The organism is Arenimonas daejeonensis, assembly GCF_007993735.1.
Taxonomy (GTDB): Bacteria; Pseudomonadota; Gammaproteobacteria; order Xanthomonadales; family Xanthomonadaceae; genus Arenimonas; species Arenimonas daejeonensis.
Genome location: NZ_CP042453.1, coordinates 260,428 through 278,274, shown reverse-complemented (window position 1 = coordinate 278,274; position 17,847 = coordinate 260,428). Strand labels below are relative to the sequence as shown.

The following is a 17,847-nucleotide window of genomic DNA, read 5'->3' as shown; positions in this document are numbered from 1 at the left end:
CCCGATCAGCAGTTGCCGTACCAGTCGCCGTGGTTGAGGTGCGCGTCGGCGGCGTGATGCGGGACCACAAGCGTCTTCTTGCCCTTGTGGCAGACCACCACGGTGGTGTCGTCGGGCGGGGCGCTCATGCGGATGGCGCTGCAGGCACCAAGCGGGACAACGAGCAGAAGGGCAATAAGGAATTTCATGCGGGGGCTCCAGAGCAATGTAGTCGGTCCAGCCAGGTCGGCCACCGCCCCCTGCGATGGCCATGGCGTCCGTGACGGAACGCCTCCTGGGTTTTGCCTGCCGTGGGCGCATGGCGCACGCCGGTGACAGCGCCACGCTAAGCGTGATGGCACGCGGCTGCAAGCAAATGCGGCCATACAGCGACGCCAGGACAGTTCGCAGTCAGGTTGCAGCGGCCGCCGCGGCCTGCCGCCACTCGCGCGGCGACAGGCCGGCCACGGCCGTGAACGCGCGCGACAGCGCCGCGGCGCTGCCATAGCCCACGTCCTGGGCGATGCGGTCGAGCTTGTCGCCACGCAGCAGCGCATCCTGCGCCAGCGTGATGCGGTAGCTGGCCAGGTAGGTCGCGGGCGGCATGCCCACCACCTGCGCGAACACTTCGGCGAAGCGGCTGCGTGACATGCCCGCCTGCGTGGCCAGCGATTCCAGCGTCCACGGTTTCGCGGGTTCGTCGTGCAGCGCCACCAGCGCCTTCGCCAGCTGCGGGTGGCCCAGCCCCGCCAGCGGCCCGGCCTGGATGCGGCCGCTGTCCAGCAAGTGCCGCAGCAACAGCACCAGCACCACGTCGAACAGGCGGTCCACCACCGCCTGGCGTCCGCAGCGCTGCGCGAAGGCTTCGTCGAACAGCAGCTCCAGCACCGCTTCGGCGCCGCGCAGTTCCGACAGCGGCAGGCAGGTGAAGGCGGGCAGGGCACGGCTGATCGGATTGCCGCCGCCGGCCACGCGCGCCGTGGCGACGCCACCGAACGCCAGGTTGGCGCAGGCCATGTCGGCGCCGGTGTCGGGGTCGGACACGAAGCGGTGCGCCATCGGCCGCGGATAGAACAGCAGGCTGGGTTCGGTGATGAGGTGCGACTCGCCGGCGTGCCGCACTTCCAGCGGCCCGCGCCGCACCAGGTGCAGCTGGCCCTGGCCGTTGACTTCGAAATCGTTGATGCCGCACAGCGCCCCGCTATGGAACATCTGCGCGCTGACGGAAAAACGCTGGAGCAGGCCTTGCAGGCGGTCCACGGCCATCTCGGACGATCCGGTAAGTAATGGGGACGAATCGCCACCTTACGCCCGGTCCTGGGGGCGAATCTAGCCCGGCGCAATTCGCGCCCACTTTCCAGGAGTTCCGCCATGTCCCGTCTTCCGCTTGTCACTGCGGCCAACGCCCCCGCCGCCAGCCAGCCGCTGCTGGCGCAGATCCAGGTGCCTTCGGCGCGACCCCGAACATGTTCCGCGCCGCCGCCAATTCGCCGGCCGCGCTGGCCGCGCTGTGGGGCAGCTTCGGCGCCCCGGCGGCGGCGTGCTGCCGGCCAAGCTGGGCGAACAGATCGCCGTCGCCGTCGCCGACCGCAACGCCTGCAATTATTGCCTGGCCGCGCACACCATGCTGGGCCGCAAGGCCGGCGCCAGCGCCGAGGAAATGACCGAAGCCCAGGCCGGCCGCAGCGCCGACCCGCAGACCGCGGCCGCGCTCACGTTCGCGCTCAAGGTGGTCGAGAACCGCGCCGACGTCGGCGAGTCCGATGTGAACGCGCTGCGCGAAGCGGGCTTCAGCGACGAGGCCATCGTCGAGATCCTGGCGCACGTCGCGCTGAACCTGTTCACCAACTACCTCAACGTCGCCTTCGACGTGCCGGTCGATTTCCCGGGCGTGAAGCTGCGCAAGGCGGCGTGACCGTTGCAGGCCGTCCGGGCCGTGGGTCCGGACGGCCTGCGCTGCGCCCGCCGACTGCCGGGGATCAGTGCGCCACGTGCCGGTGCAGCGCGTGCAGGCAGTCGCGCGCCTGTTCGACTTCCGGCAGGTAGGTCGCCGCCAGTTCGCGCAGGTGTGGGGGCCGGTCGCGGCCGACCGCGTCACGGAAGGCGCGCGCGAGGCGGGTTTCCTGCGCTTCCAGGGCGGCGATGATCTCCGGCTCCAGCCCGCTCGCCAGCCGGTCGCTCAGGCCGGCGCAGGCCTGGCGGTAGGTCGCCAGCCACGAGCCGGTGCCTTCGGGCTGCAGGTCGGCCACGCACAGGTCGGCGATCAGTCCGGTGGCGATGTCGGCCTTCAGCCGGCGGATCTGGTGGAACAGCTGGATGCAGGCCGCCTGGCGGCTGTGTTCCGCGGCCAGGTCGAAATAACCCATGCCGTCGATCAGGGCTTCTAGCAGTTCGGTGAGGCTGGCGCTGGGTCGGTCCATGGGGTCGCTCCGCGGGGGACGGGGGCTGCGGTCGATCTGGCCGTGGCAGTGGCAGGGTCGGCCGGCGCCGGAGCGGAAAATATTTCACGCTCCGGGAAGGAATTTTCTGCATACGGATTCTGTGATCGGCTAAGCGCTGCGAACCATGCGACTGAGGCAGACTCGGGCCTGCGGAGGTCGGAAACATGGCCGGAAACCCAGCACTCCTGATCGTCGATGACGACGTAGGGTTCGTGCGGGCGGCCGCGGACATCGCCCGTGCGCTGGGCTTCGACGTGGACGTGGCGGGCAGCGTCGCACAGGCGCTGGCGCGGCTGAAGGCGGCTGAGTTCGACCTCGCGTTGATCGATCTCTCCCTGCCTGATGGCAGCGGCCTGGAACTGCTCGAACACATCGACCTCGGCGGCCGCACCCAGGCGATCCTGATCACCGGACACCCGACGGTCGAATCCGCGCTCAAGGCGATGCGCCTGCCGATCGTGGACTACGTGGTCAAGCCGATGCAGGTCGCGCGTTTCCGCCAGCTGCTGGAAACCGCCGCGCGCCAGCGCCGCGTCGAGGCCGGGCCGGCGACGGATCCGTGGCATGGCATCGCCGGCCAGTCGCCGGCGATGGCGGGCGTGCGCCAGCAGGTGGCGCGGGTGGCGCCGACCGAAGCCTCGGTGTTCATCGAGGGCGAAAGCGGCGTCGGCAAGGAACTGGTGGCGGCGGCGATCCACGCCGAAAGCGGACGCAGCGGGCCCTTCGTCGCGCTCAACTGCGGCGCGGTGCCGGAGGACCTGTTGACCAGTCAGCTGTTCGGCCACGAGCGCGGCAGCTTCACGGGCGCGAACGCGCGCCACATCGGCCTGTTCGAGCAGGCGCAGGGCGGCACGCTGTTCCTGGACGAGATCGGCGAGATGCCGCAGCACCTGCAGGTGCATCTGCTGCGCGCGCTGGAGACCCGGCAGATCCGCCGCATCGGCGGCAGCGAGGACGTGCACGTGGACGTGCGCATCGTCTCGGCCACCAACCGCCCGCAGGCCGAATCGATCGCCTCGGGCCAACTGCGCGAGGACCTGTATTACCGCCTCGCCGAATTCCCGATGCGGCTGCCGCCGCTGCGCGAACGCCCCGGCGACATCCTGCCGATCGCCAACCTGTTCCTGGCGCGCCTGAACGAGCGATACCAGACCCGGCGCGCGCTCTCGCGCGAAGGGGCCGAACGCCTGCAGCGCTACCGCTGGCCGGGCAACATCCGCGAGTTGAAGAACCTGGTCCAGCGCGCCTACATCCTGGCCGAAGGCGACCTGATCACGCCCACGCTGCCGGTGGAGGCGCTGCGCCCGCCGTCGGAAACCGCCAGCAGCATCACCTTCATGGTGGGCACGCCGCTGGAGGAGATCGAGCGGCGCATGCTGTTCAAGACCCTGGCCTATTACGACAACAACAAGGTGCGCACCGCACAGGCGTTGGGCATCACCACGCGCACGATCTACAACCGCTTGAGCAACTACGAGTCGCTCCGGCAGGGGGCAGGCGAGGACACCGATGAAGATACCGGCACCGGACCCGAACCCGGGCGCTGACCTGTCGCGGCTGCTGGCGCCGCCCGTGCTCGCCTGGCTGGCGCAGCAGGGCTGCGGGCAGGCGACCTGGCGCACCGCGGCCGACCTTCCGACGAGCGCCGACCTGGCCATGCCGTCACTGGATTTCGATTTCGACATCGGCCCGGCTCCGGGGCACAGGGTGGGATTGCGCCTCGTGTTCGGAACGGCCATCGCACTGACGGAAGCGGACAAGGCCGCCGTTTCCGCCTACCTCGCCGCCTTGGGGCCCTTCCTGCGCGAGTCCGCCCCAGGGAGGCGGAGCGCGTGGTGACCCTGCCGCGGGAACTGCTGCTGGCCGTGGAGCACCAGCTGAGGAACCACCTGAACTCGCTGCTGATGAATGCCGCCGTGGTGAGCCTCAGATGCGGGGACCAGGGCGGCCTGGACCCGTACCTCGACCAGATGGAGTGCGACGGCCAGAACTGCCTGGAACTGCTGCGCTGGATCTCGGACCGCGTGGCCTGAGCGCGGCCTTCAATGACGACGCTGGCGGCGGTCCATGCTCAGCGGCATCGCATCGAGTTTCTGCACCTGGGCGAAGTCCGGATGCGCCAGGTTCGCCAGCACGTTGAACTCACCGGGACACAGGGCGCTGGGAACCTGCAGCAGCGCCGAACGCCGTTCGCGTGCCCAGCGGTCGCCCTGGCGCGGTGCGTCGGCGCGGCGGTCGTTGGCGCGGCGTTCGCCGGGCGTGGTGCGGCGTTCCGGCTCGGCGTCCAGCGTGGGATCGAGCGCGCGCAAAAGGCTGTACGGGAAGGCCACGCGCACCAGGAAACGCGGTTCGTCGTCGAGGAAACCCTGCCAGGTCACCGCTTCCAGCGCCGCCAGCGCCGGACTCAGCGCCAGGCAGATCGCCGGCACGTCGGCCGACAGCCAGCGCTCCTGGCCGCGCGTGCGCCAGGTGTCCGGCGCCTTGGCGGCCAGCGATTCGCGCAGCACGACGTAGGCCGGCACCATTTCGGTGTCGAGCCGGGCGCCGGGCTCCTCGTCTTCGTCTTCGAACGGGTAGGGCGGTTCGTGGCGGGCGGAGCCGTCGGCCAGCATCGCCACGACACCGCGGTCCACGTCGGCGAAGCCATCCTTGCCGGAAAGGAATTCCCAGCCCGCCCGGATCAGCGGCTGCGCCTTTTCCCACGGCAGCTTCGACAGGCGCCGCAGGTCGCCCCACTGCAGTTCCAGCTCCCATTCCACGCTCGGGTCGAGCTCGGCGCCGTAGGCCGAATGCGACAGGCAGGCCAGCGCATACGCCGGCGCCGCGTCCTGCCAGCGCAGGCCGTCGGCTTCGAGGCGGCGGAAATGCCACTGCGCGAACTCCTCGTAGCCTCGCGGCATGCGGGTCATCGCCTGGTAGGGAAGGAACTTCGCCACGAAGTCGGATTCGACCGACAGCACGTCCTGCATCGAACGCTCGAGGCTGATCGGCGCCGGCGGCTCGGCACGCGGGGGAGGATTCATCACGGCTGCGGAACTCTGCATGGGGGACTCCAGGGGCGGGCTTGCGGTGCCGGCCATGAGTCATCTGCTGCACGAACCTTGCCAAGCGGAAAACCGCGGTTTTTCAGGGGGTACGGGCGGCCATGGCCTGAAATCGCTTCCATTTGTGTGCATGGCTTGCGTAGCCGGCAAGGTCGGCCCTCGCGGCATCCACGGATGCCGCGGGGGCTGCGGAACGGGGCCGTCTGGCATATCGTGGGGCCCCCAACGGCACGGAGTCTCGGATGGCCTTCCTGCGATTGACCGGTCTTTCCCTGTTGGTCCTGCTGCTGGCGGCCTGCGCCTCCGCACCGGCGCCGCAACCCGCGCCATGGACCGCCCGAACCACGGCGCCAGTCTTTGACACGGGCGAAATCGCCGGGGCGACCTACCGCATAGACGTGCCGGCGGAATGGAAAGGCGACCTGGTCGTTTACCTGCACGGTTACGAACCCGCCGGCATGCCGCGCGAGGGTCAGAACGACCAGAACGACTACGACCGCTGGCTGCTTGGCCAGGGATTCGCCGTGGCGCGCAGCGATTATTCCGCCCAGGGCTGGGCGGTGGCCGAAGCACTGGTGGACACCGAGGCGCTGCGCCAGCATTTCGTCGCACAGCACGGTCCGCCGCGGCGCAGCTTCCTGCTGGGTCATTCGCTGGGCGGACACCTGGTGCTGGCCACGCTCGAGCGTCATCCGGAACACTACGACGGTGCGTTGGCGCTGTGCGGTGCCAATGCGCCCGCGGCGGAAATGTTCGGCGACGCGGTCCTGTCGCCGCTGGTGGTTTTCGATCACTACTTCCCCGGCGGCGCGCTCGGGCTGGCGCCGGGCGGGCTGGCCGATCCGGCCTCGCCGCCGTGGCCGGATCCCGAGGCCATCGAAAAAGCGCTGCAGGGCGACGAGGGCAAGGCGCAGCGGATCGCCGATCACTTCGACATTCCGCGCGCGGGCCTGGCCGGCGGCCTGATGATCCGCTACGCGGCGCTGTACGAGATGATGCAGCGTGCCGGCGGCTTCCCGGCCGACAACCGCAAGATGCGTTACACCGGGCTGGGCGACGACGAGGCGCTCAACGCCGGCGTGCGCCGCTACACCGGCGACCCCGCCGCCATGGCCTATGCCGCGTCCCATGCCGCGCTCACCGGCGATGCGCGCAAGCCGGTGGTGCTGATGGCCAACCACGGCGACCCGACCATTCCCATGCGGATTTCAGGGCGTTATGCCGAACTGGCGGCCGCAGCGGGCCGTTCGGACCAGGTACTGGCCTTGCCGCCGCAGGGCGAGGGCCACTGCGGTTTCTCGCTGGAAGCGCAGGCCCAGGCGCTGGACACGCTGGTGCAGTGGGTGACCAGCGGCGAACGGCCCGCGCCGGACTGATGCCTGGGGCCTGCGGGTAGGCTTCAGTCGCGATCGGGTGCCGTGGTGCCAAGCGCCGGCAGCACCCGGTCGCGCAGCCAGTGCAGCGGCGCCAGGGCGTCGGGCTGGTTGTAGCGTTCGCCGGCGGTGACGTACACCGCGTCCAGTTCCGGCATCACCACGATGAAGTTGCCGCCGTTGCCCCAGGCCATCAGCAGCCGCGTGCGTGGCAGGTCGTCGCGACGGGTGTGGTCCAGCCACCACAGGTAGCCGTACTGTTGCGGCCGGTCCGGTATGTCCGTGTGTGCGGTGATCATGTCCTGCACATAGGCGGCGCTGACCAGCTGCCGGCCCTGCCACTGGCCACCGGCCAGCACCAGTTGGCCCAGGCGCAGCATGTCCTGCGGCGGTATTTCCAGGTGGCCGCCGGTGTCGGTGTCGCGGCCGTCGTTCCAGGTCGCCCAGCGCGCGCGGGTGATGCCCAGCGGAGCGAACAGGGCTTCCTGCGCGAAGTCGGGCACCGACTGCCCGGTGGCGTGCGCCAGGATGCGACCGAGCGCGACGACGTTGCCGGTGCAGTAGGAAAAGCGGGTGCCGGGCTCGTCGCGCAGGGGCACGGCGGCCCAGAAGGCCAGCCAGTCGCGCTGTTCGTACATGGTGTCTTCGTGCCCGGGCGAACCGGGCGTCCAGTCGTCGCAATCCAGGCCGCTGCGCATGGTCAGCAGGTCGCGCAGGCGCATGCGGGCGCGACGCGGATCGCTGAAGTGCGGGGCGAGTTCCGGCAGCAGGTCGATGACGCGCGTGTCCAGCGACGGGATCAGGCCACGGTCCAGGGCGATGCCCACCAGCAGCGCGGTCACCGACTTGGTCGCCGAGCGGATGTCCATGCCGCCCGGCGGCAGCGCATCGGTCCGGGCCGAGGCCAGCATCCGGTCGTGCTGCATCAACAGCATCGCGTGCATGCCGGGATGCCGGCCGGCCGCCACTTCGGTGGCCAGCGTGGACGGGTCGGCCTGCGCCAGCACGGGCGCGGCCAACAGGCACAGCAGCCAACGCCACGATCCACGCATTGCGTCTTCTCCCCATTGCGGTCCCGGTGTGATGCGATCTGGCCTGCAAAGGTTTAGGCCATCCAGGCGTTGAATCCGCGGGCGTGAAGCTGCGCAAGGCGGCCTGATCTCCGACAGCCCACTGCGGCATCCGCGGATACCGCAGGACCGGCGCGTACACGATTGTGGAGCGGTTCCCGAGGGAGCCGCCGAATGCCTCCAAAAGTGCGCGACATGCTTGAAATATTGCGAAGGGATGGATGGGTCCAGGTCGGTCAGAGAGGAAGCCACCGCCAGTTCCGGCATCCCGTGAAGCCAGGGCGGGTTACCGTGAACGGTCATCCGGGTGATGATTTGCAGCAGGACCTGCACCGGAGCATTCTTCGACAGGCCGGCCTCAAGAGGTGAACGCCATGCGGTATGCCATCGTCATCGAGAAGACCGAGAACAACTTCGGGGCATGGGTCCCCGATCTGCCTGGGTGTGTCGCGACGGGGAAAACCATCGATGTCGTCGAGAAGCGCATCCGTGAGGCCATCGAAATGCACCTGGCCGGCATGCGCGAAGACGGCGACCCGATCCCGCCGCCCACCGCGCAGGTGAACTACGTGGACGTCGCGGCCTGAGTCAGGTGCCGTCACCGGCCCGCTGGCCAGATACGTAGTCGACCAGTTCCGGGAAGAACGCCTCGAAGCGTGCCTCCACCTCGCGCTCGTGCTCGCGCAGGATCGGGATGCACTGCACCAGCTTGTCGCCGTTGCGCGAGAGCCGAGTGGCGATGCGGCGCACGGCGTGATCGATGCCGTCGCGGTCGCGGTACGCGCCCAGCCAGTCGTGCTGCACGAAGCTGGGCAGGATCCTGCGCAGGCGTTCGGGCAGTTCCGGCTGCGCCAGCAGCACGTCGTAGAAATGGCGGGTGAAGCGGTCCAGGTCCACCGCGTGGTACCGCGGCCAGTCGCGTGCGATCAGGTGGTCGAAATAGACGTCGAGCAGGATGCCCGCATAGCGGCGCCGGCCTTCGGGGAAGTGGCTCTTGGCGGCGAGCACCGCCGGGTGCCGGTCGGTGTAGCTGTCGATCTTCCGGTGCAGCAGGATCTCGCGTTGCACTTCGGCGTTGTAGCGGTGCATTTCCGCACTGCCGACAAAATCGCCCAGCAGCGCGCCCAGCATCGCGTCATCGCTGTGCCGGGCCAGGTAGAGATGGGCGAGGAAGTTCATGGCGGCCAGTCTAGCCGCGTGACATGAACAGCTTCCCCATCCGCCCGACCACCTGCTGCAGGGCCGGCTGCAGGTCGTGGCCTTCGACCCACTCGGCGTCGCGCCCGATCATCAGCACCTGGGCCAGCAGCGCTTCCGGGCTGTCCGCACCGACCCGCAGCAGGCAGTGTGTCGCTTTCCGGTTCCAGCAGGCCGCACCACACCGGGATCTGCGTTTCCAGCGCCTGCACGCTGCCTTCCAGCCGCAGCGTCACCCGGCAGCTGAAGGGCGCGTAGGCGATGCCACGTTCGATGCGCGCGGCGACGTCGGCCGGTGGCTGCCGCGGCGTGAAGTGCTCGCCGGGTTTGGGCGCGCCCTCGATGCGGTCCACGCGGAAGCTGCGCCAGTCGCTGCGCGACGTGTCCCAGGCGATCAGATACCAGCGGCGGCCGTAGTTGGCCAGGCGCAGCGGTTCGACCGCGCGCTGGCTGGTCTCGCCGGCGTGGTTGCGATAGGCGAAACGCAGGCCGCGGCTGTCGCGGCAGGCGGTGGCCAGGACGCTCAGCAGGCCGGCATCCACCAGCGGCGGCCCGGTGCGCAGTGAGAGCGTGACCGCATGAAGCGCCGTGGCGCGCCGGCGCAGGCGCGTGGGCATCAGCTGGTCGAGCTTGCCCAGCAGCTGCAGCGCCGTGGATTCGATGCCGGCGATGCTGGCGCTGGCGGTGCGCAGGGCGATCGCCAGCGTCACCGCCTCTTCGTCGTCCAGCACCAGCGGCGGCAGCGCGGCGCCGCGGCCGAGCGCGTAACCGCCGCCGACGCCGGACGAGGCTTCGACCGGATAACCGAGTTCACGCAATCGGTCGATGTCGCGGCGTACGGTGCGTGTGTCCACGCCCAGTTCGTCGGCCAGGGTCGCGCCGGGCCAGTGCCGCCGCGATTGCAGCAGGCTGGCCAGGCGCAGCAGGCGGGCGGAGGTGGACAGCATGACCGCAGCCTATCGAGGACAGAAAATGTCCGCAATGGCCGATACATTGCCTGACACCAGAGACCGAGGATCCGCCATGTCCGCACCCGCCCTGACCCTGTACCACAACCCGCAGTCGCGCTCGTCCGGCGCCCGCATCCTGTTGGAGGCGCTGGGCGTGCCCTACGACGTGAAGTTGATCGACTTCGCCAGCGGCCAGAACCGCACGCCGGAATTCCTGGCGCTCAATCCGCTGGGCAAGCTGCCGACGCTGACGCATGGTGACGCCGTGATCACCGAACAGGTCGCCGTGACGATCTATCTGGCGGATCGTTTCCCCGCGGCCGGCCTTGCGCCCGCGTTCGACGATCCGCAGCGCGGACCCTACCTGCGCTGGCTGGCCTTCTACGGCGCCTGTTTCGAACCGGCGGTGGTGGACCACGCCTTCAAGCGCACGGAACTGGACCCGTCCACCTCGCCCTACCGCGATTACGACACCGTCATCGCCACGCTCGTCGCGCAGCTCGAACGCGGACCCTACCTGCTGGGCGAGCGGCTCACCGCCGCCGACATCCTCTGGGGCACGGCGCTGCGCTGGACCACCGGTTTCGGCATCGTGCCGAAGCTGCCGGCGATCACCGCCTATATCGAACGGGTCGGCGCTCACCCGGCCTTCACGCGCGCGGCGGAGCGGGATGCGGCCCTGAGTGCCGCGTCGGCCTGAGCCGTCCGTCGCATTGCCCCGCGGCCGGGCGCGGGGCATGCTCTGGCGGACGGCCCACGGAGATCCGCCCCATGCTGCAACCCGGTCTGATGATGGATCGCCCGCTGTTGATCTCCGACATCATCGAACACGCGGCCGCGCAGTACGGCGATGTGGACGTGGTGTCCCGCGAAACCCATGGGCCGCTGTTCCGCTACAACTACGCGCGGTGCGCACGCCGCGCGCGGCAGCTGGCGAATGCGCTGGCGGGCCTGGGGCTGAAGCCCGGCAGCGCGGTCGGGTCCATCGCCTGGAACAACCACCGGCACCTCGAGGCCTATTTCGCGGTCTCCGGCAGCGGCATGGTGATGCACACCTGCAATCCGCGCCTGGCGCCGCCGCAGCTGATCTACGTCATCAACCATGCCGAAGACGAGGTCGTGCTGTTCGACGCCACCTTCGCGCCGCTGGTCAAGGGCATCGCCGAGCACTGCCCGAGGGTCAGGCACTGGGTCTGCCTGGCGGATGCGGAGAACACGCCCGCAATCGAGGGCGTGGCGAACGTGGTCGCGTACGAGGACCTGATCGCGCCGCAACCCGACAGCTTCGACTGGCCGGTGTTCGACGAGCGCACCGGCGCCGCGCTTTGTTACACCTCGGGCACCACCGGACATCCCAAGGGCGTGCTGTATTCGCACCGCGCCATCGTGCTCAACGCCATGGCCGGCACGGTGCCGCATGTGATCGGGCTGTCGCCCTCGGAAACGGTGTTGCCGGTCGTGCCCATGTTCCACATCAACGCCTGGTGCATCCCCTACGCCGCGCCGATGGTGGGCGCGCGCCTGGTGCTGCCCGGGCCGCGGCTGGACGGTGCGGGCCTGCACGGCCTGCTCGAGTCCGAAAAGGTGACGGTGAGTGCGGGCGTGCCGACCATCTGGCTGGGCCTGATGCAGTACGTCGAGCAGAACGGCCTGCGCTTCACCACCATGCGCCGCACGATCGTCGGTGGCACGGCGATGCCCGCCGCGCTGATCGCCCGTTTTGCCGAGGGCTACGACGTGGAGGTGCGCCACGGCTGGGGCATGACCGAAACCACGGCGGTGGCGACCTTCGGCGCGCTGACGCCGGCCGATCGCGAAAAACCGGCCGCCGAACAGCATGCGGTGGTCGCCAGGCAGGGCAAGTCGCTCTACGGCGTGGACATCAAGGTCGTGGACGAGCAGGGCAACACCCTGCCGCGCGACGGCGTGTCCCAGGGTGAACTGATGGTGCGCGGCCACTGGATCGTGGACCGCTACTACAAGGCCGAATCGTCGGCGCTGCGCGACGGCTGGTTCCCGACCGGCGACATCGCCACCATCGAACCCGGCGGCCGCATGCAGATCCGCGACCGCACCAAGGACGTGATCAAGTCCGGCGGCGAGTGGATCAGCTCCATTGATTTGGAGAATGCCGCACTCGGCCACCCGGCGGTGGCGATGGCGGCGGTGGTGGGCATCAAACACCCCAAGTGGGACGAACGGCCGCTGCTGATCCTGGTGCGCAAGCCGGGACAGGCGCTGGAGAAGGATCAGATCCTGGCCTTCCTGTCCGAACGCGTGGCCAAGTGGTGGGTGCCCGACGACGTCGTGTTCGTGGACTCGCTGCCGGTCGGCGGCACCGGCAAGGTGCAGAAGACGCCGCTGCGCGAGCAGTACGGCAACCTGTTCCGCTGAAACGCCCGGCTCAGCCCTGCGCGCCGCGCAGGCGCATGGTCAGGCCCTTGAGGAAATTGCGCAGCATCTGGTCGCCGCAGGCGCGGTAGTTCTTGTGGCCGGGCTGGCGGAACAGGGCCGACAGTTCCGGTTTGGTCACCGGGAAACCGGCGTCCTTGAAACACTGGGCCATGTCCAGGTCCTTGAGCTCGAAGGCCACGCGCAGCTTCTTCAGCACCAGGTTGTTGGTGACGCGTTTTTCCACCGGGCGCGGCGGCAGGCTTTCGTCGCGGCCGCGGTAATGCAGCACCAGGCCGTCGAGGAAATGCGCCAGCACACGGTCGGGGCATTCGGCGTAACCCTCGTCGCCTTCCTTCTTCAGGTAGGCCTGCACCTCGGCCTTGTCCAGCACCAGGGTCTCGTCCGCCAGCCGGGCGATCTCGACGATGCGGGCATCGCCGAGGTCGAGCATGTAACGGATGCTGCGCAGTACGTCGTTGTTGATCATGGTCGGTTCCGCGGGGGCGGCGTCGAGGGCCGGAGCGCCACTTTACGCTCCTTGCCGGCGTTTCCCCATCGCCGGCCCGCCGGGATGAACGCAGCGTTCTCCGGCGCGGCCCGCCAGCGCTGGTAGTCTGGCCGCCTGTACGCCAGCCGATCCGACACCGGGCCGATGACCGATCCGACTCCCCTCCCGTTCGAACACACCTACGCCGCGTTGCCAGATCCGTTCTGGCGCGCCGTGGCGCCCACGCCGGTGGCGGCGCCGCGGCTGCTGGCCTACAACCGCGCATTGGCGCGCGAGCTGGGTCTGGACGAGGGCTTCGAGCACGAGGCGGAGGTGGTGCTGTCGGGCAACGACGTGCCGGCGAATGCACGCCCGATCGCCATGGCCTACGCCGGCCATCAGTTCGGCCATTTCGTGCCGCAGCTGGGGGATGGCCGCGCCATCCTGCTGGGCGAAGTGATCGATCGCCACGGCCAGCGCCGTGACCTCCAGCTCAAGGGTCCGGGTCCGACGCCGTTCTCGCGCAATGGCGACGGCCGTGCCGCGATCGGACCGGTGCTGCGCGAATTCCTGGTCAGCGAGGCGATGTTTGCGCTGGGCATTCCCACCACGCGTTCGCTCGCCGCGGTGGCGACCGGCGAAGCGGTGTTCCGCGATGGCGGCCCGGTGCCGGGCGCGGTGCTGACGCGGGTGGCGGCCAGCCATGTGCGCATCGGGACGTTCCAGTATTTCGCGGCGCGCGAGGATTGGCAGGCGGTGCGGGTGGTGGCGGACCATGTGATCGCGCGGCATTACCCGGAACTCCAGTCCGTCCAGCGGCCCTGGCTTTCCCTGCTGCACGCCATTGCCGAACGTCAGGCGGAACTGATCGCGCGCTGGATGTCCGTTGGTTTCATCCACGGCGTGATGAACACCGACAACACCGCCGTCTCCGGCGAAACCATCGACTACGGCCCCTGCGCTTTCCTGGACGAATACGACCCGGCCAAGGTCTTCAGCTCGATCGACCGCCAAGGCCGTTATGCCTTCGGCCACCAGGCGCCAGTGGTGCGCTGGAACCTGGCGCGCCTGGCCGAGTGCCTGCTGCCACTGATCGCCGACGACCCGGCGGATGCGCTTCCGGAAGCAACGGCGGTGATCGATGCGTTTCCCGCGCGTTTCCAGCACCACTGGCTGGCCGTCATGCGCAGCAAGCTCGGCCTGTCGTCCGCGGAAGACGGCGACGAAGCGTTGGCGCACGAATTCCTCGAGGCGCTGCAGGCGGTCGCCGCGGACTACACGCTGGGCTTCCGCGCCTTGTGCGGGCTGGCCGATGACCACGAACCCGAAGCCCTGCTGGCGCTGCCGAAAACGCCGGCGATGGAAACCTGGCGTCTTCGCTGGCACGAACGCCTGGCGCGTGATCCACGATCGGTGCAGGAACGGGTGGCGGCAATGAAGGCCACCAACCCGGCCGTGATCCCCCGCAACCATCTCGTGCACGAAGCGCTGCTTGCGGCGGAGCAGGGCGACCTGGCGCCTTTCGAAGCCCTGCTGGCGGCGGTCCGTCGCCCCTGGGACGACGGACCGGAGGCGGCGAAATTCATGACGCCGCCGGAACCGGAGCAGCGTGTGCTGCAGACGTTCTGCGGCACCTGACCCGACCGCGTCGAAGCCTTGCCGTCAGCGCGCGCCCTGCGTACCGTCAGGTGCCGGCAGTCCTTCCCAGTGTTCCCTCGGCACCAGCTTGGGCGTTTCCGGGTCGGCCTCGTAGTTGGGCGACATGATCTGCACGCCTTCGGCATTGAAGGCGTCCTGGATGTTGGCGTGCAGCGCACTGAGCACCTGCCCGCGCGTCTCCAGGTCGAGCACCCGTGCGCGCAGTACGTATTCGACGTAGAAGTCGCCCAGCGCGCGCTGGATCACGAACGGCGCCGGCTGTTTCTCCACGCCCGGGGTGGTCTCGGCAGCGCTGGTAAGCAAACGGTGCACCTGCCGCCAGGGCGTGTCGTAGCCGATGGTGACGCCGGTTTCGAGCCACATGCCCGGACCGTCCGGATTGCGCGAGAAGTTCTGCAGCTTGTCACCCAGCACCACGCTGCTCGGGAAGTTAACGTCCACGCCGGTCACGGTGCGGATGCGGGTAGAGAACAGGCCGATCTGCTGCACGAAGCCCTCGGTGTCCTGGATGCGCACCAGGTCACCGACCTGCATCGTGCGCGAATAGAGGATGGTGAAACCGCTCGCCGCCTGGCCGACGATGCTGGACGCGCCGATCGAGATCATCAGGCCCACCAGCACGCTCAGTCCCTTGAAGGCCTCGGTCTGCGCGCCGGGCAGGTAGGGATAGGCCATGGCGATGGCGAACAGCCACACCACCGCGACCACCAGCTTGCGGGTCGGTTCGGCCAGCGGCGCATCCACGCCGAACAGCGCGAAGCGGCCGCTCTGCACGCCGCGGAAGGTCAGCGAGATCGCCTGCGCCAGCAGCTTTCCGCCGAACAGGATCAGCGCTGCCGCCAGCAGGCCGGGAATCGCCTCGACGATGCCCATGCCCCAGTCCGACAGCAGCGACCATAGCCAGCCGGTCATCGCCTCGGCCCAGGGCCGGGTGTAGGGAAAGCGGCCGAGGATGAAGCGCACCATCTCTTCCAGGATCAGCAGCGCGATCAGCCAGCCGATGATCTTGATCACGCCGCTGCCGGCCATCTTCAGCGCTTCGATGAAGTGTCGCGCCGATTCGCTGTGCAGTCCGCTGACGCGCCGGTTCACCCAGCGGTCGAAGCGATCGCGCCAGCGTCCGCCCATGCGCACCAGAAGATAGAGCAGCCCGGCCGTGACCAGCACCGCCAGCAGCGACCAGCCCACGCCGATCGCCAGGTCGCGCGGGCCACTCTGCGTCTCGTAGATCCGGATGGCGGCGCCGAGGTTCTTTTCGACCTGGGCCCGCGCCTGGGCCATGGTCTGGTGGTTGAGCGTGTCCAGGTCGGCGGGTGTGATGATGGTCGCCGCTTCGCCGTTGATGGTGATCACCAGGCCGGAGGGGATTTCATTGAATCCAAGTTTGGCGACGCCGGGCTGGAACACCACGCGGGTGATGTTGTTGCGGGCCGCCTCGACCCGCGTCGCCGGCGAATGCCCGAGGAAGCGGCTGCGGAAGGTGATGATGTCGCGGTTGTAGAACCGCAGCGTGGCCGGTTCTTCGCTGGGTTCGGCTTCCAGCGTCGTCGCCGGGAGTGCGGCCGGTGCGGTGGCGGGAACGGTGCCGGCCGCGGGGCCGGCAAGCAGGCCCATCACGAGCAGGGTGGCGAAATGGAAGCCGCGCAGGCGCAGCAGGTGTTTCGAAGGCATGGCGCGAACCCTTGGCTAGAGTTGTGATTCCACCGGCAGCACTTTCATCAGCCAGGCCAGCACCCGCTGGCTGGCCTTGGATTGTGGTTCCTTGTCCCAGGTCGTGCGGCCGTCCGACCAGCTCAGCTGGCCATCGACCAGCGTCACCTGCCAGGAGAGGTCGCCCGTGAGCTGGCGTTCGAACAGCGCCGTGAGTTCGGCGGCCAGCGCCGGGTGGCTGGCCAGCACGCCCTGTTCGTTGTTGAGCGAGGTCGAGCGCGGGTCGATGTTGTAGGAGCCGACGAAGACCTGGCGATCGTCGATGATCATCGCCTTGGTGTGCAGGCTCGACCCCGAGGAGCCGGCCAGGCTGAAGTTCGCGGTGCCGGCGCCGGTGGGCTTGAGTTCCCACAGCCGCACGCCGTTCTCGAGCAGGGTCGGGCGATAACGCATGTAGCCGCCATGCACCGCGGCGACGTCGGTGGCCGCCAGCGAGTTGGTGAGGATGCGCACGTCCAGTCCGCGCGCGGCCAGGCCCTGGAGGTAGGCGCTGCCGCTTTCGCCGGGCACGAAGTAGGGCGAGATCAGCGCGACTTCGTGCTGCGCGCCGTCGAGCGCCGGCTTCAGGGCCTTGAGCACGCCGGAACGCTGTTCGACCGGCAGCTCCGACTTTTTCGGGTCGTCGCTGACGAAGCCCCAGTCGGCGGTCCAGTGCAGCGTTGTCTCGCCGTCGATCAGGTTGGCCACGTCCGGGTCTTCGCGCAGCACCTGAAGATAGGGGCCGGAGCGGTGTTCGGCCGCGGCGGTGTCGAGGAAGGTGCGCAGCCGCTGCAGTGCGTCGTCGTCGATCTGGTCGGGGGCCAGCTGCGCGATCGGATAGTTGCTGTCGGAGTTCCAGTAGCGGTCGAAGTTGGCGCTGGCCGCGCGCACCACCGGACCGGCCATCAGGAAATCCAGGTCCATGAAATTGGTGCCGTCGTGCGCGTCGAAGTATTCGTCGCCCAGGTTGCGGCCGCCGACCAGGGCCACCAGGTTGTCGGCGATCCAGGTCTTGTTGTGCATGCGGTGGTTGAGCCGGCTGAACCCGGCGCTGAACTCGCCGGCCTTGCGCAGGCTGCCGTGGCGGCTGGCCAGCGGGTTGTACAGGCGCACTTCGATGCGCGGATGGGCGTCGAGCGCGGCGAAGCCGTCGTTCTTCGCCCGTGCGTCGAGATCGTCCACCAGGATGCGCACGTTCACGCCGCGGTCGGCCGCCAGCAGCGCATGCCGGGCCAGCAGCCGGCCGGTGAGGTCGTTGTGCCAGATGTAGGTCTGGATATCGAGGCTGCGGCTGGCGGACTGCGCCGAGAACGCACGCAGGGCGTAGGCCTCGGTGCCGGTGGCGACCAGGCGGAAGCCGGACTGGCCGGGATGGCGGAGTTCGGCCGGTGCCACGCGTTCAGCCAGGGTGCCGGTGGTGGCGGGCGGCGACGCGGTCTGTTCGGGAACCGCGAGCCGCGGCGGCAACTGCGCGCAGGCGACCAGCCCGAGGGTTAACGCCAGCGACCAGACCAGACGCATCGACCGGTTCCCCTTCCCGTCGTGATGCGTTCCGTCTTAACAC

General features: G+C 69.1%; 20 protein-coding genes. 10 read left to right on the top strand and 10 right to left on the bottom strand.

The window, feature by feature from the left end; translation table 11 throughout:
- Nucleotides 1-5 precede the first annotated feature (5 nt).
- Nucleotides 6-128: a hypothetical protein gene (locus tag FRZ33_RS16640; protein WP_265468659.1), complete on the bottom strand. Its 123-nt coding sequence runs from the start codon at nucleotides 126-128 to the stop codon at nucleotides 6-8.
- A 262-nt stretch (nucleotides 129-390) separates the two neighbouring features.
- Nucleotides 391-1,239 carry an AraC family transcriptional regulator gene (locus tag FRZ33_RS01370; protein ID WP_322619006.1) on the bottom strand — a complete coding sequence of 283 codons (849 nt, stop codon included), beginning with the start codon at nucleotides 1,237-1,239 and terminating at the stop codon, nucleotides 391-393.
- 280 nt (nucleotides 1,240-1,519) lie between these two features.
- On the opposite strand from FRZ33_RS01370, the gene FRZ33_RS01365 reads away from it, so the two are divergent.
- The gene (locus FRZ33_RS01365; protein ID WP_265468658.1) at nucleotides 1,520-1,894 is read left to right on the top strand and encodes a carboxymuconolactone decarboxylase family protein; all 375 of its coding nucleotides are present in this window, start codon (nucleotides 1,520-1,522) and stop codon (nucleotides 1,892-1,894) included.
- 64 nt (nucleotides 1,895-1,958) lie between these two features.
- Here the strand turns inward: FRZ33_RS01365 and FRZ33_RS01360 are convergent, their stop codons facing one another.
- A complete protein-coding gene (locus FRZ33_RS01360) occupies nucleotides 1,959-2,399 on the bottom strand; it encodes a DUF2383 domain-containing protein (protein ID WP_146907121.1) in 441 nt (146 codons plus the stop codon).
- A gap of 185 nt (nucleotides 2,400-2,584) precedes the next feature.
- On the opposite strand from FRZ33_RS01360, the gene FRZ33_RS01355 reads away from it, so the two are divergent.
- The 3 genes from FRZ33_RS01355 to FRZ33_RS01345 are packed head-to-tail and all read left to right on the top strand — an operon-like array spanning nucleotide 2,585 to nucleotide 4,453.
- Nucleotides 2,585-3,967, top strand: a complete 1,383-nt coding sequence (locus FRZ33_RS01355) for a sigma-54-dependent transcriptional regulator (RefSeq protein ID WP_146907120.1) — start codon at nucleotides 2,585-2,587, stop codon at nucleotides 3,965-3,967.
- Between the two features lie 25 nt (nucleotides 3,968-3,992).
- Entirely contained in the window at nucleotides 3,993-4,259 is a 267-nt protein-coding gene (locus FRZ33_RS01350; RefSeq protein WP_158637044.1) for a hypothetical protein, read from the top strand.
- Nucleotides 4,256-4,453 (top strand): hypothetical protein, encoded by a 198-nt coding sequence (locus tag FRZ33_RS01345; protein WP_146907118.1) that lies wholly within the window; start codon nucleotides 4,256-4,258, stop codon nucleotides 4,451-4,453. The genes FRZ33_RS01350 and FRZ33_RS01345 overlap by 4 nt, the downstream gene beginning before the upstream one ends.
- A 9-nt stretch (nucleotides 4,454-4,462) precedes the next feature.
- Here the strand turns inward: FRZ33_RS01345 and FRZ33_RS01340 are convergent, their stop codons facing one another.
- The gene (locus FRZ33_RS01340) at nucleotides 4,463-5,464 is read right to left on the bottom strand and encodes an RES family NAD+ phosphorylase (RefSeq protein WP_158637043.1); all 1,002 of its coding nucleotides are present in this window, start codon (nucleotides 5,462-5,464) and stop codon (nucleotides 4,463-4,465) included.
- A 242-nt stretch (nucleotides 5,465-5,706) separates the two neighbouring features.
- On the opposite strand from FRZ33_RS01340, the gene FRZ33_RS01335 reads away from it, so the two are divergent.
- Nucleotides 5,707-6,840 (top strand): alpha/beta hydrolase family protein, encoded by a 1,134-nt coding sequence (locus FRZ33_RS01335; protein ID WP_146907116.1) that lies wholly within the window; start codon nucleotides 5,707-5,709, stop codon nucleotides 6,838-6,840.
- A 23-nt stretch (nucleotides 6,841-6,863) separates the two neighbouring features.
- Here the strand turns inward: FRZ33_RS01335 and FRZ33_RS01330 are convergent, their stop codons facing one another.
- The gene (locus tag FRZ33_RS01330; protein ID WP_158637042.1) at nucleotides 6,864-7,889 is read right to left on the bottom strand and encodes a serine hydrolase domain-containing protein; all 1,026 of its coding nucleotides are present in this window, start codon (nucleotides 7,887-7,889) and stop codon (nucleotides 6,864-6,866) included.
- Nucleotides 7,890-8,081: 192 nt separating this feature from the next.
- Here FRZ33_RS01330 and FRZ33_RS17500 point away from each other — a divergent pair, with 192 nt between their 5' ends.
- Nucleotides 8,082-8,276: a type II toxin-antitoxin system HicA family toxin gene (locus FRZ33_RS17500; protein WP_146907114.1), complete on the top strand. Its 195-nt coding sequence runs from the start codon at nucleotides 8,082-8,084 to the stop codon at nucleotides 8,274-8,276.
- A gap of 5 nt (nucleotides 8,277-8,281) precedes the next feature.
- On the top strand, nucleotides 8,282-8,494 hold the full coding sequence (locus tag FRZ33_RS01320; RefSeq protein ID WP_146907113.1) for a type II toxin-antitoxin system HicB family antitoxin: 213 nt from the start codon (nucleotides 8,282-8,284) through the stop codon (nucleotides 8,492-8,494).
- 1 nt (nucleotide 8,495) lies between these two features.
- On the opposite strand, the gene FRZ33_RS01315 is transcribed toward FRZ33_RS01320, so the two are convergent.
- Both FRZ33_RS01315 and FRZ33_RS01310 read right to left on the bottom strand, forming a co-directional pair.
- Complete coding sequence (locus tag FRZ33_RS01315) at nucleotides 8,496-9,086, bottom strand: acyl carrier protein phosphodiesterase (RefSeq protein ID WP_146907112.1); 591 nt, start codon at nucleotides 9,084-9,086, stop codon at nucleotides 8,496-8,498.
- Nucleotides 9,083-10,051, bottom strand: a complete 969-nt coding sequence (locus tag FRZ33_RS01310) for a helix-turn-helix transcriptional regulator (RefSeq protein WP_146907111.1) — start codon at nucleotides 10,049-10,051, stop codon at nucleotides 9,083-9,085. The genes FRZ33_RS01315 and FRZ33_RS01310 overlap by 4 nt, the downstream gene beginning before the upstream one ends.
- A gap of 76 nt (nucleotides 10,052-10,127) precedes the next feature.
- Here FRZ33_RS01310 and FRZ33_RS01305 point away from each other — a divergent pair, with 76 nt between their 5' ends.
- Together FRZ33_RS01305 and FRZ33_RS01300 are read left to right on the top strand one after the other, a co-directional pair.
- Complete coding sequence (locus tag FRZ33_RS01305; protein WP_146907110.1) at nucleotides 10,128-10,754, top strand: glutathione S-transferase family protein; 627 nt, start codon at nucleotides 10,128-10,130, stop codon at nucleotides 10,752-10,754.
- A 71-nt stretch (nucleotides 10,755-10,825) separates the two neighbouring features.
- On the top strand, nucleotides 10,826-12,448 hold the full coding sequence (locus FRZ33_RS01300; RefSeq protein WP_146907109.1) for a long-chain-fatty-acid--CoA ligase: 1,623 nt from the start codon (nucleotides 10,826-10,828) through the stop codon (nucleotides 12,446-12,448).
- A 10-nt stretch (nucleotides 12,449-12,458) separates the two neighbouring features.
- On the opposite strand, the gene FRZ33_RS01295 is transcribed toward FRZ33_RS01300, so the two are convergent.
- Nucleotides 12,459-12,935 (bottom strand): YehS family protein, encoded by a 477-nt coding sequence (locus FRZ33_RS01295; protein ID WP_146907108.1) that lies wholly within the window; start codon nucleotides 12,933-12,935, stop codon nucleotides 12,459-12,461.
- Between the two features lie 165 nt (nucleotides 12,936-13,100).
- Here FRZ33_RS01295 and FRZ33_RS01290 point away from each other — a divergent pair, with 165 nt between their 5' ends.
- Entirely contained in the window at nucleotides 13,101-14,573 is a 1,473-nt protein-coding gene (locus FRZ33_RS01290) for a protein adenylyltransferase SelO (protein ID WP_146907107.1), read from the top strand.
- Between the two features lie 24 nt (nucleotides 14,574-14,597).
- Here FRZ33_RS01290 and FRZ33_RS01285 read toward each other — a convergent pair whose 3' ends face one another.
- Complete coding sequence (locus FRZ33_RS01285) at nucleotides 14,598-16,265, bottom strand: mechanosensitive ion channel family protein (protein ID WP_146907106.1); 1,668 nt, start codon at nucleotides 16,263-16,265, stop codon at nucleotides 14,598-14,600.
- A 15-nt stretch (nucleotides 16,266-16,280) separates the two neighbouring features.
- Nucleotides 16,281-17,804, bottom strand: coding sequence for a phospholipase D family protein (locus tag FRZ33_RS01280; protein ID WP_146907105.1), 1,524 nt, complete (start codon nucleotides 17,802-17,804; stop codon nucleotides 16,281-16,283).
- Nucleotides 17,805-17,847 lie beyond the last annotated feature (43 nt).

Excerpts from the sequence above, each read along its gene's own strand:
- FRZ33_RS16640 (WP_265468659.1), bottom strand. The coding sequence starts at position 128 with ATGAGCGCCCCGCCCGACGACACCACCGTGGTGGTCTGCCACAAGGGC.
- FRZ33_RS01280 (WP_146907105.1), bottom strand. The coding sequence starts at position 17,804 with ATGCGTCTGGTCTGGTCGCTGGCGTTAACCCTCGGGCTGGTCGCCTGC.
- FRZ33_RS01300 (WP_146907109.1), top strand. The coding sequence starts at position 10,826 with ATGCTGCAACCCGGTCTGATGATGGATCGCCCGCTGTTGATCTCCGAC.
- FRZ33_RS01335 (WP_146907116.1), top strand. The coding sequence starts at position 5,707 with ATGGCCTTCCTGCGATTGACCGGTCTTTCCCTGTTGGTCCTGCTGCTG.
- FRZ33_RS01340 (WP_158637043.1), bottom strand. The coding sequence starts at position 5,464 with ATGCAGAGTTCCGCAGCCGTGATGAATCCTCCCCCGCGTGCCGAGCCG.
- FRZ33_RS01305 (WP_146907110.1), top strand. The coding sequence starts at position 10,128 with ATGTCCGCACCCGCCCTGACCCTGTACCACAACCCGCAGTCGCGCTCG.
- FRZ33_RS01320 (WP_146907113.1), top strand. The coding sequence starts at position 8,282 with ATGCGGTATGCCATCGTCATCGAGAAGACCGAGAACAACTTCGGGGCA.
- FRZ33_RS01315 (WP_146907112.1), bottom strand. The coding sequence starts at position 9,086 with ATGAACTTCCTCGCCCATCTCTACCTGGCCCGGCACAGCGATGACGCG.
- FRZ33_RS17500 (WP_146907114.1), top strand. The coding sequence starts at position 8,082 with ATGCCTCCAAAAGTGCGCGACATGCTTGAAATATTGCGAAGGGATGGA.
- FRZ33_RS01295 (WP_146907108.1), bottom strand. The coding sequence starts at position 12,935 with ATGATCAACAACGACGTACTGCGCAGCATCCGTTACATGCTCGACCTC.
- FRZ33_RS01355 (WP_146907120.1), top strand. The coding sequence starts at position 2,585 with ATGGCCGGAAACCCAGCACTCCTGATCGTCGATGACGACGTAGGGTTC.
- FRZ33_RS01310 (WP_146907111.1), bottom strand. The coding sequence starts at position 10,051 with ATGCTGTCCACCTCCGCCCGCCTGCTGCGCCTGGCCAGCCTGCTGCAA.
- FRZ33_RS01360 (WP_146907121.1), bottom strand. The coding sequence starts at position 2,399 with ATGGACCGACCCAGCGCCAGCCTCACCGAACTGCTAGAAGCCCTGATC.
- FRZ33_RS01285 (WP_146907106.1), bottom strand. The coding sequence starts at position 16,265 with ATGCCTTCGAAACACCTGCTGCGCCTGCGCGGCTTCCATTTCGCCACC.
- FRZ33_RS01330 (WP_158637042.1), bottom strand. The coding sequence starts at position 7,889 with ATGCGTGGATCGTGGCGTTGGCTGCTGTGCCTGTTGGCCGCGCCCGTG.
- FRZ33_RS01290 (WP_146907107.1), top strand. The coding sequence starts at position 13,101 with ATGACCGATCCGACTCCCCTCCCGTTCGAACACACCTACGCCGCGTTG.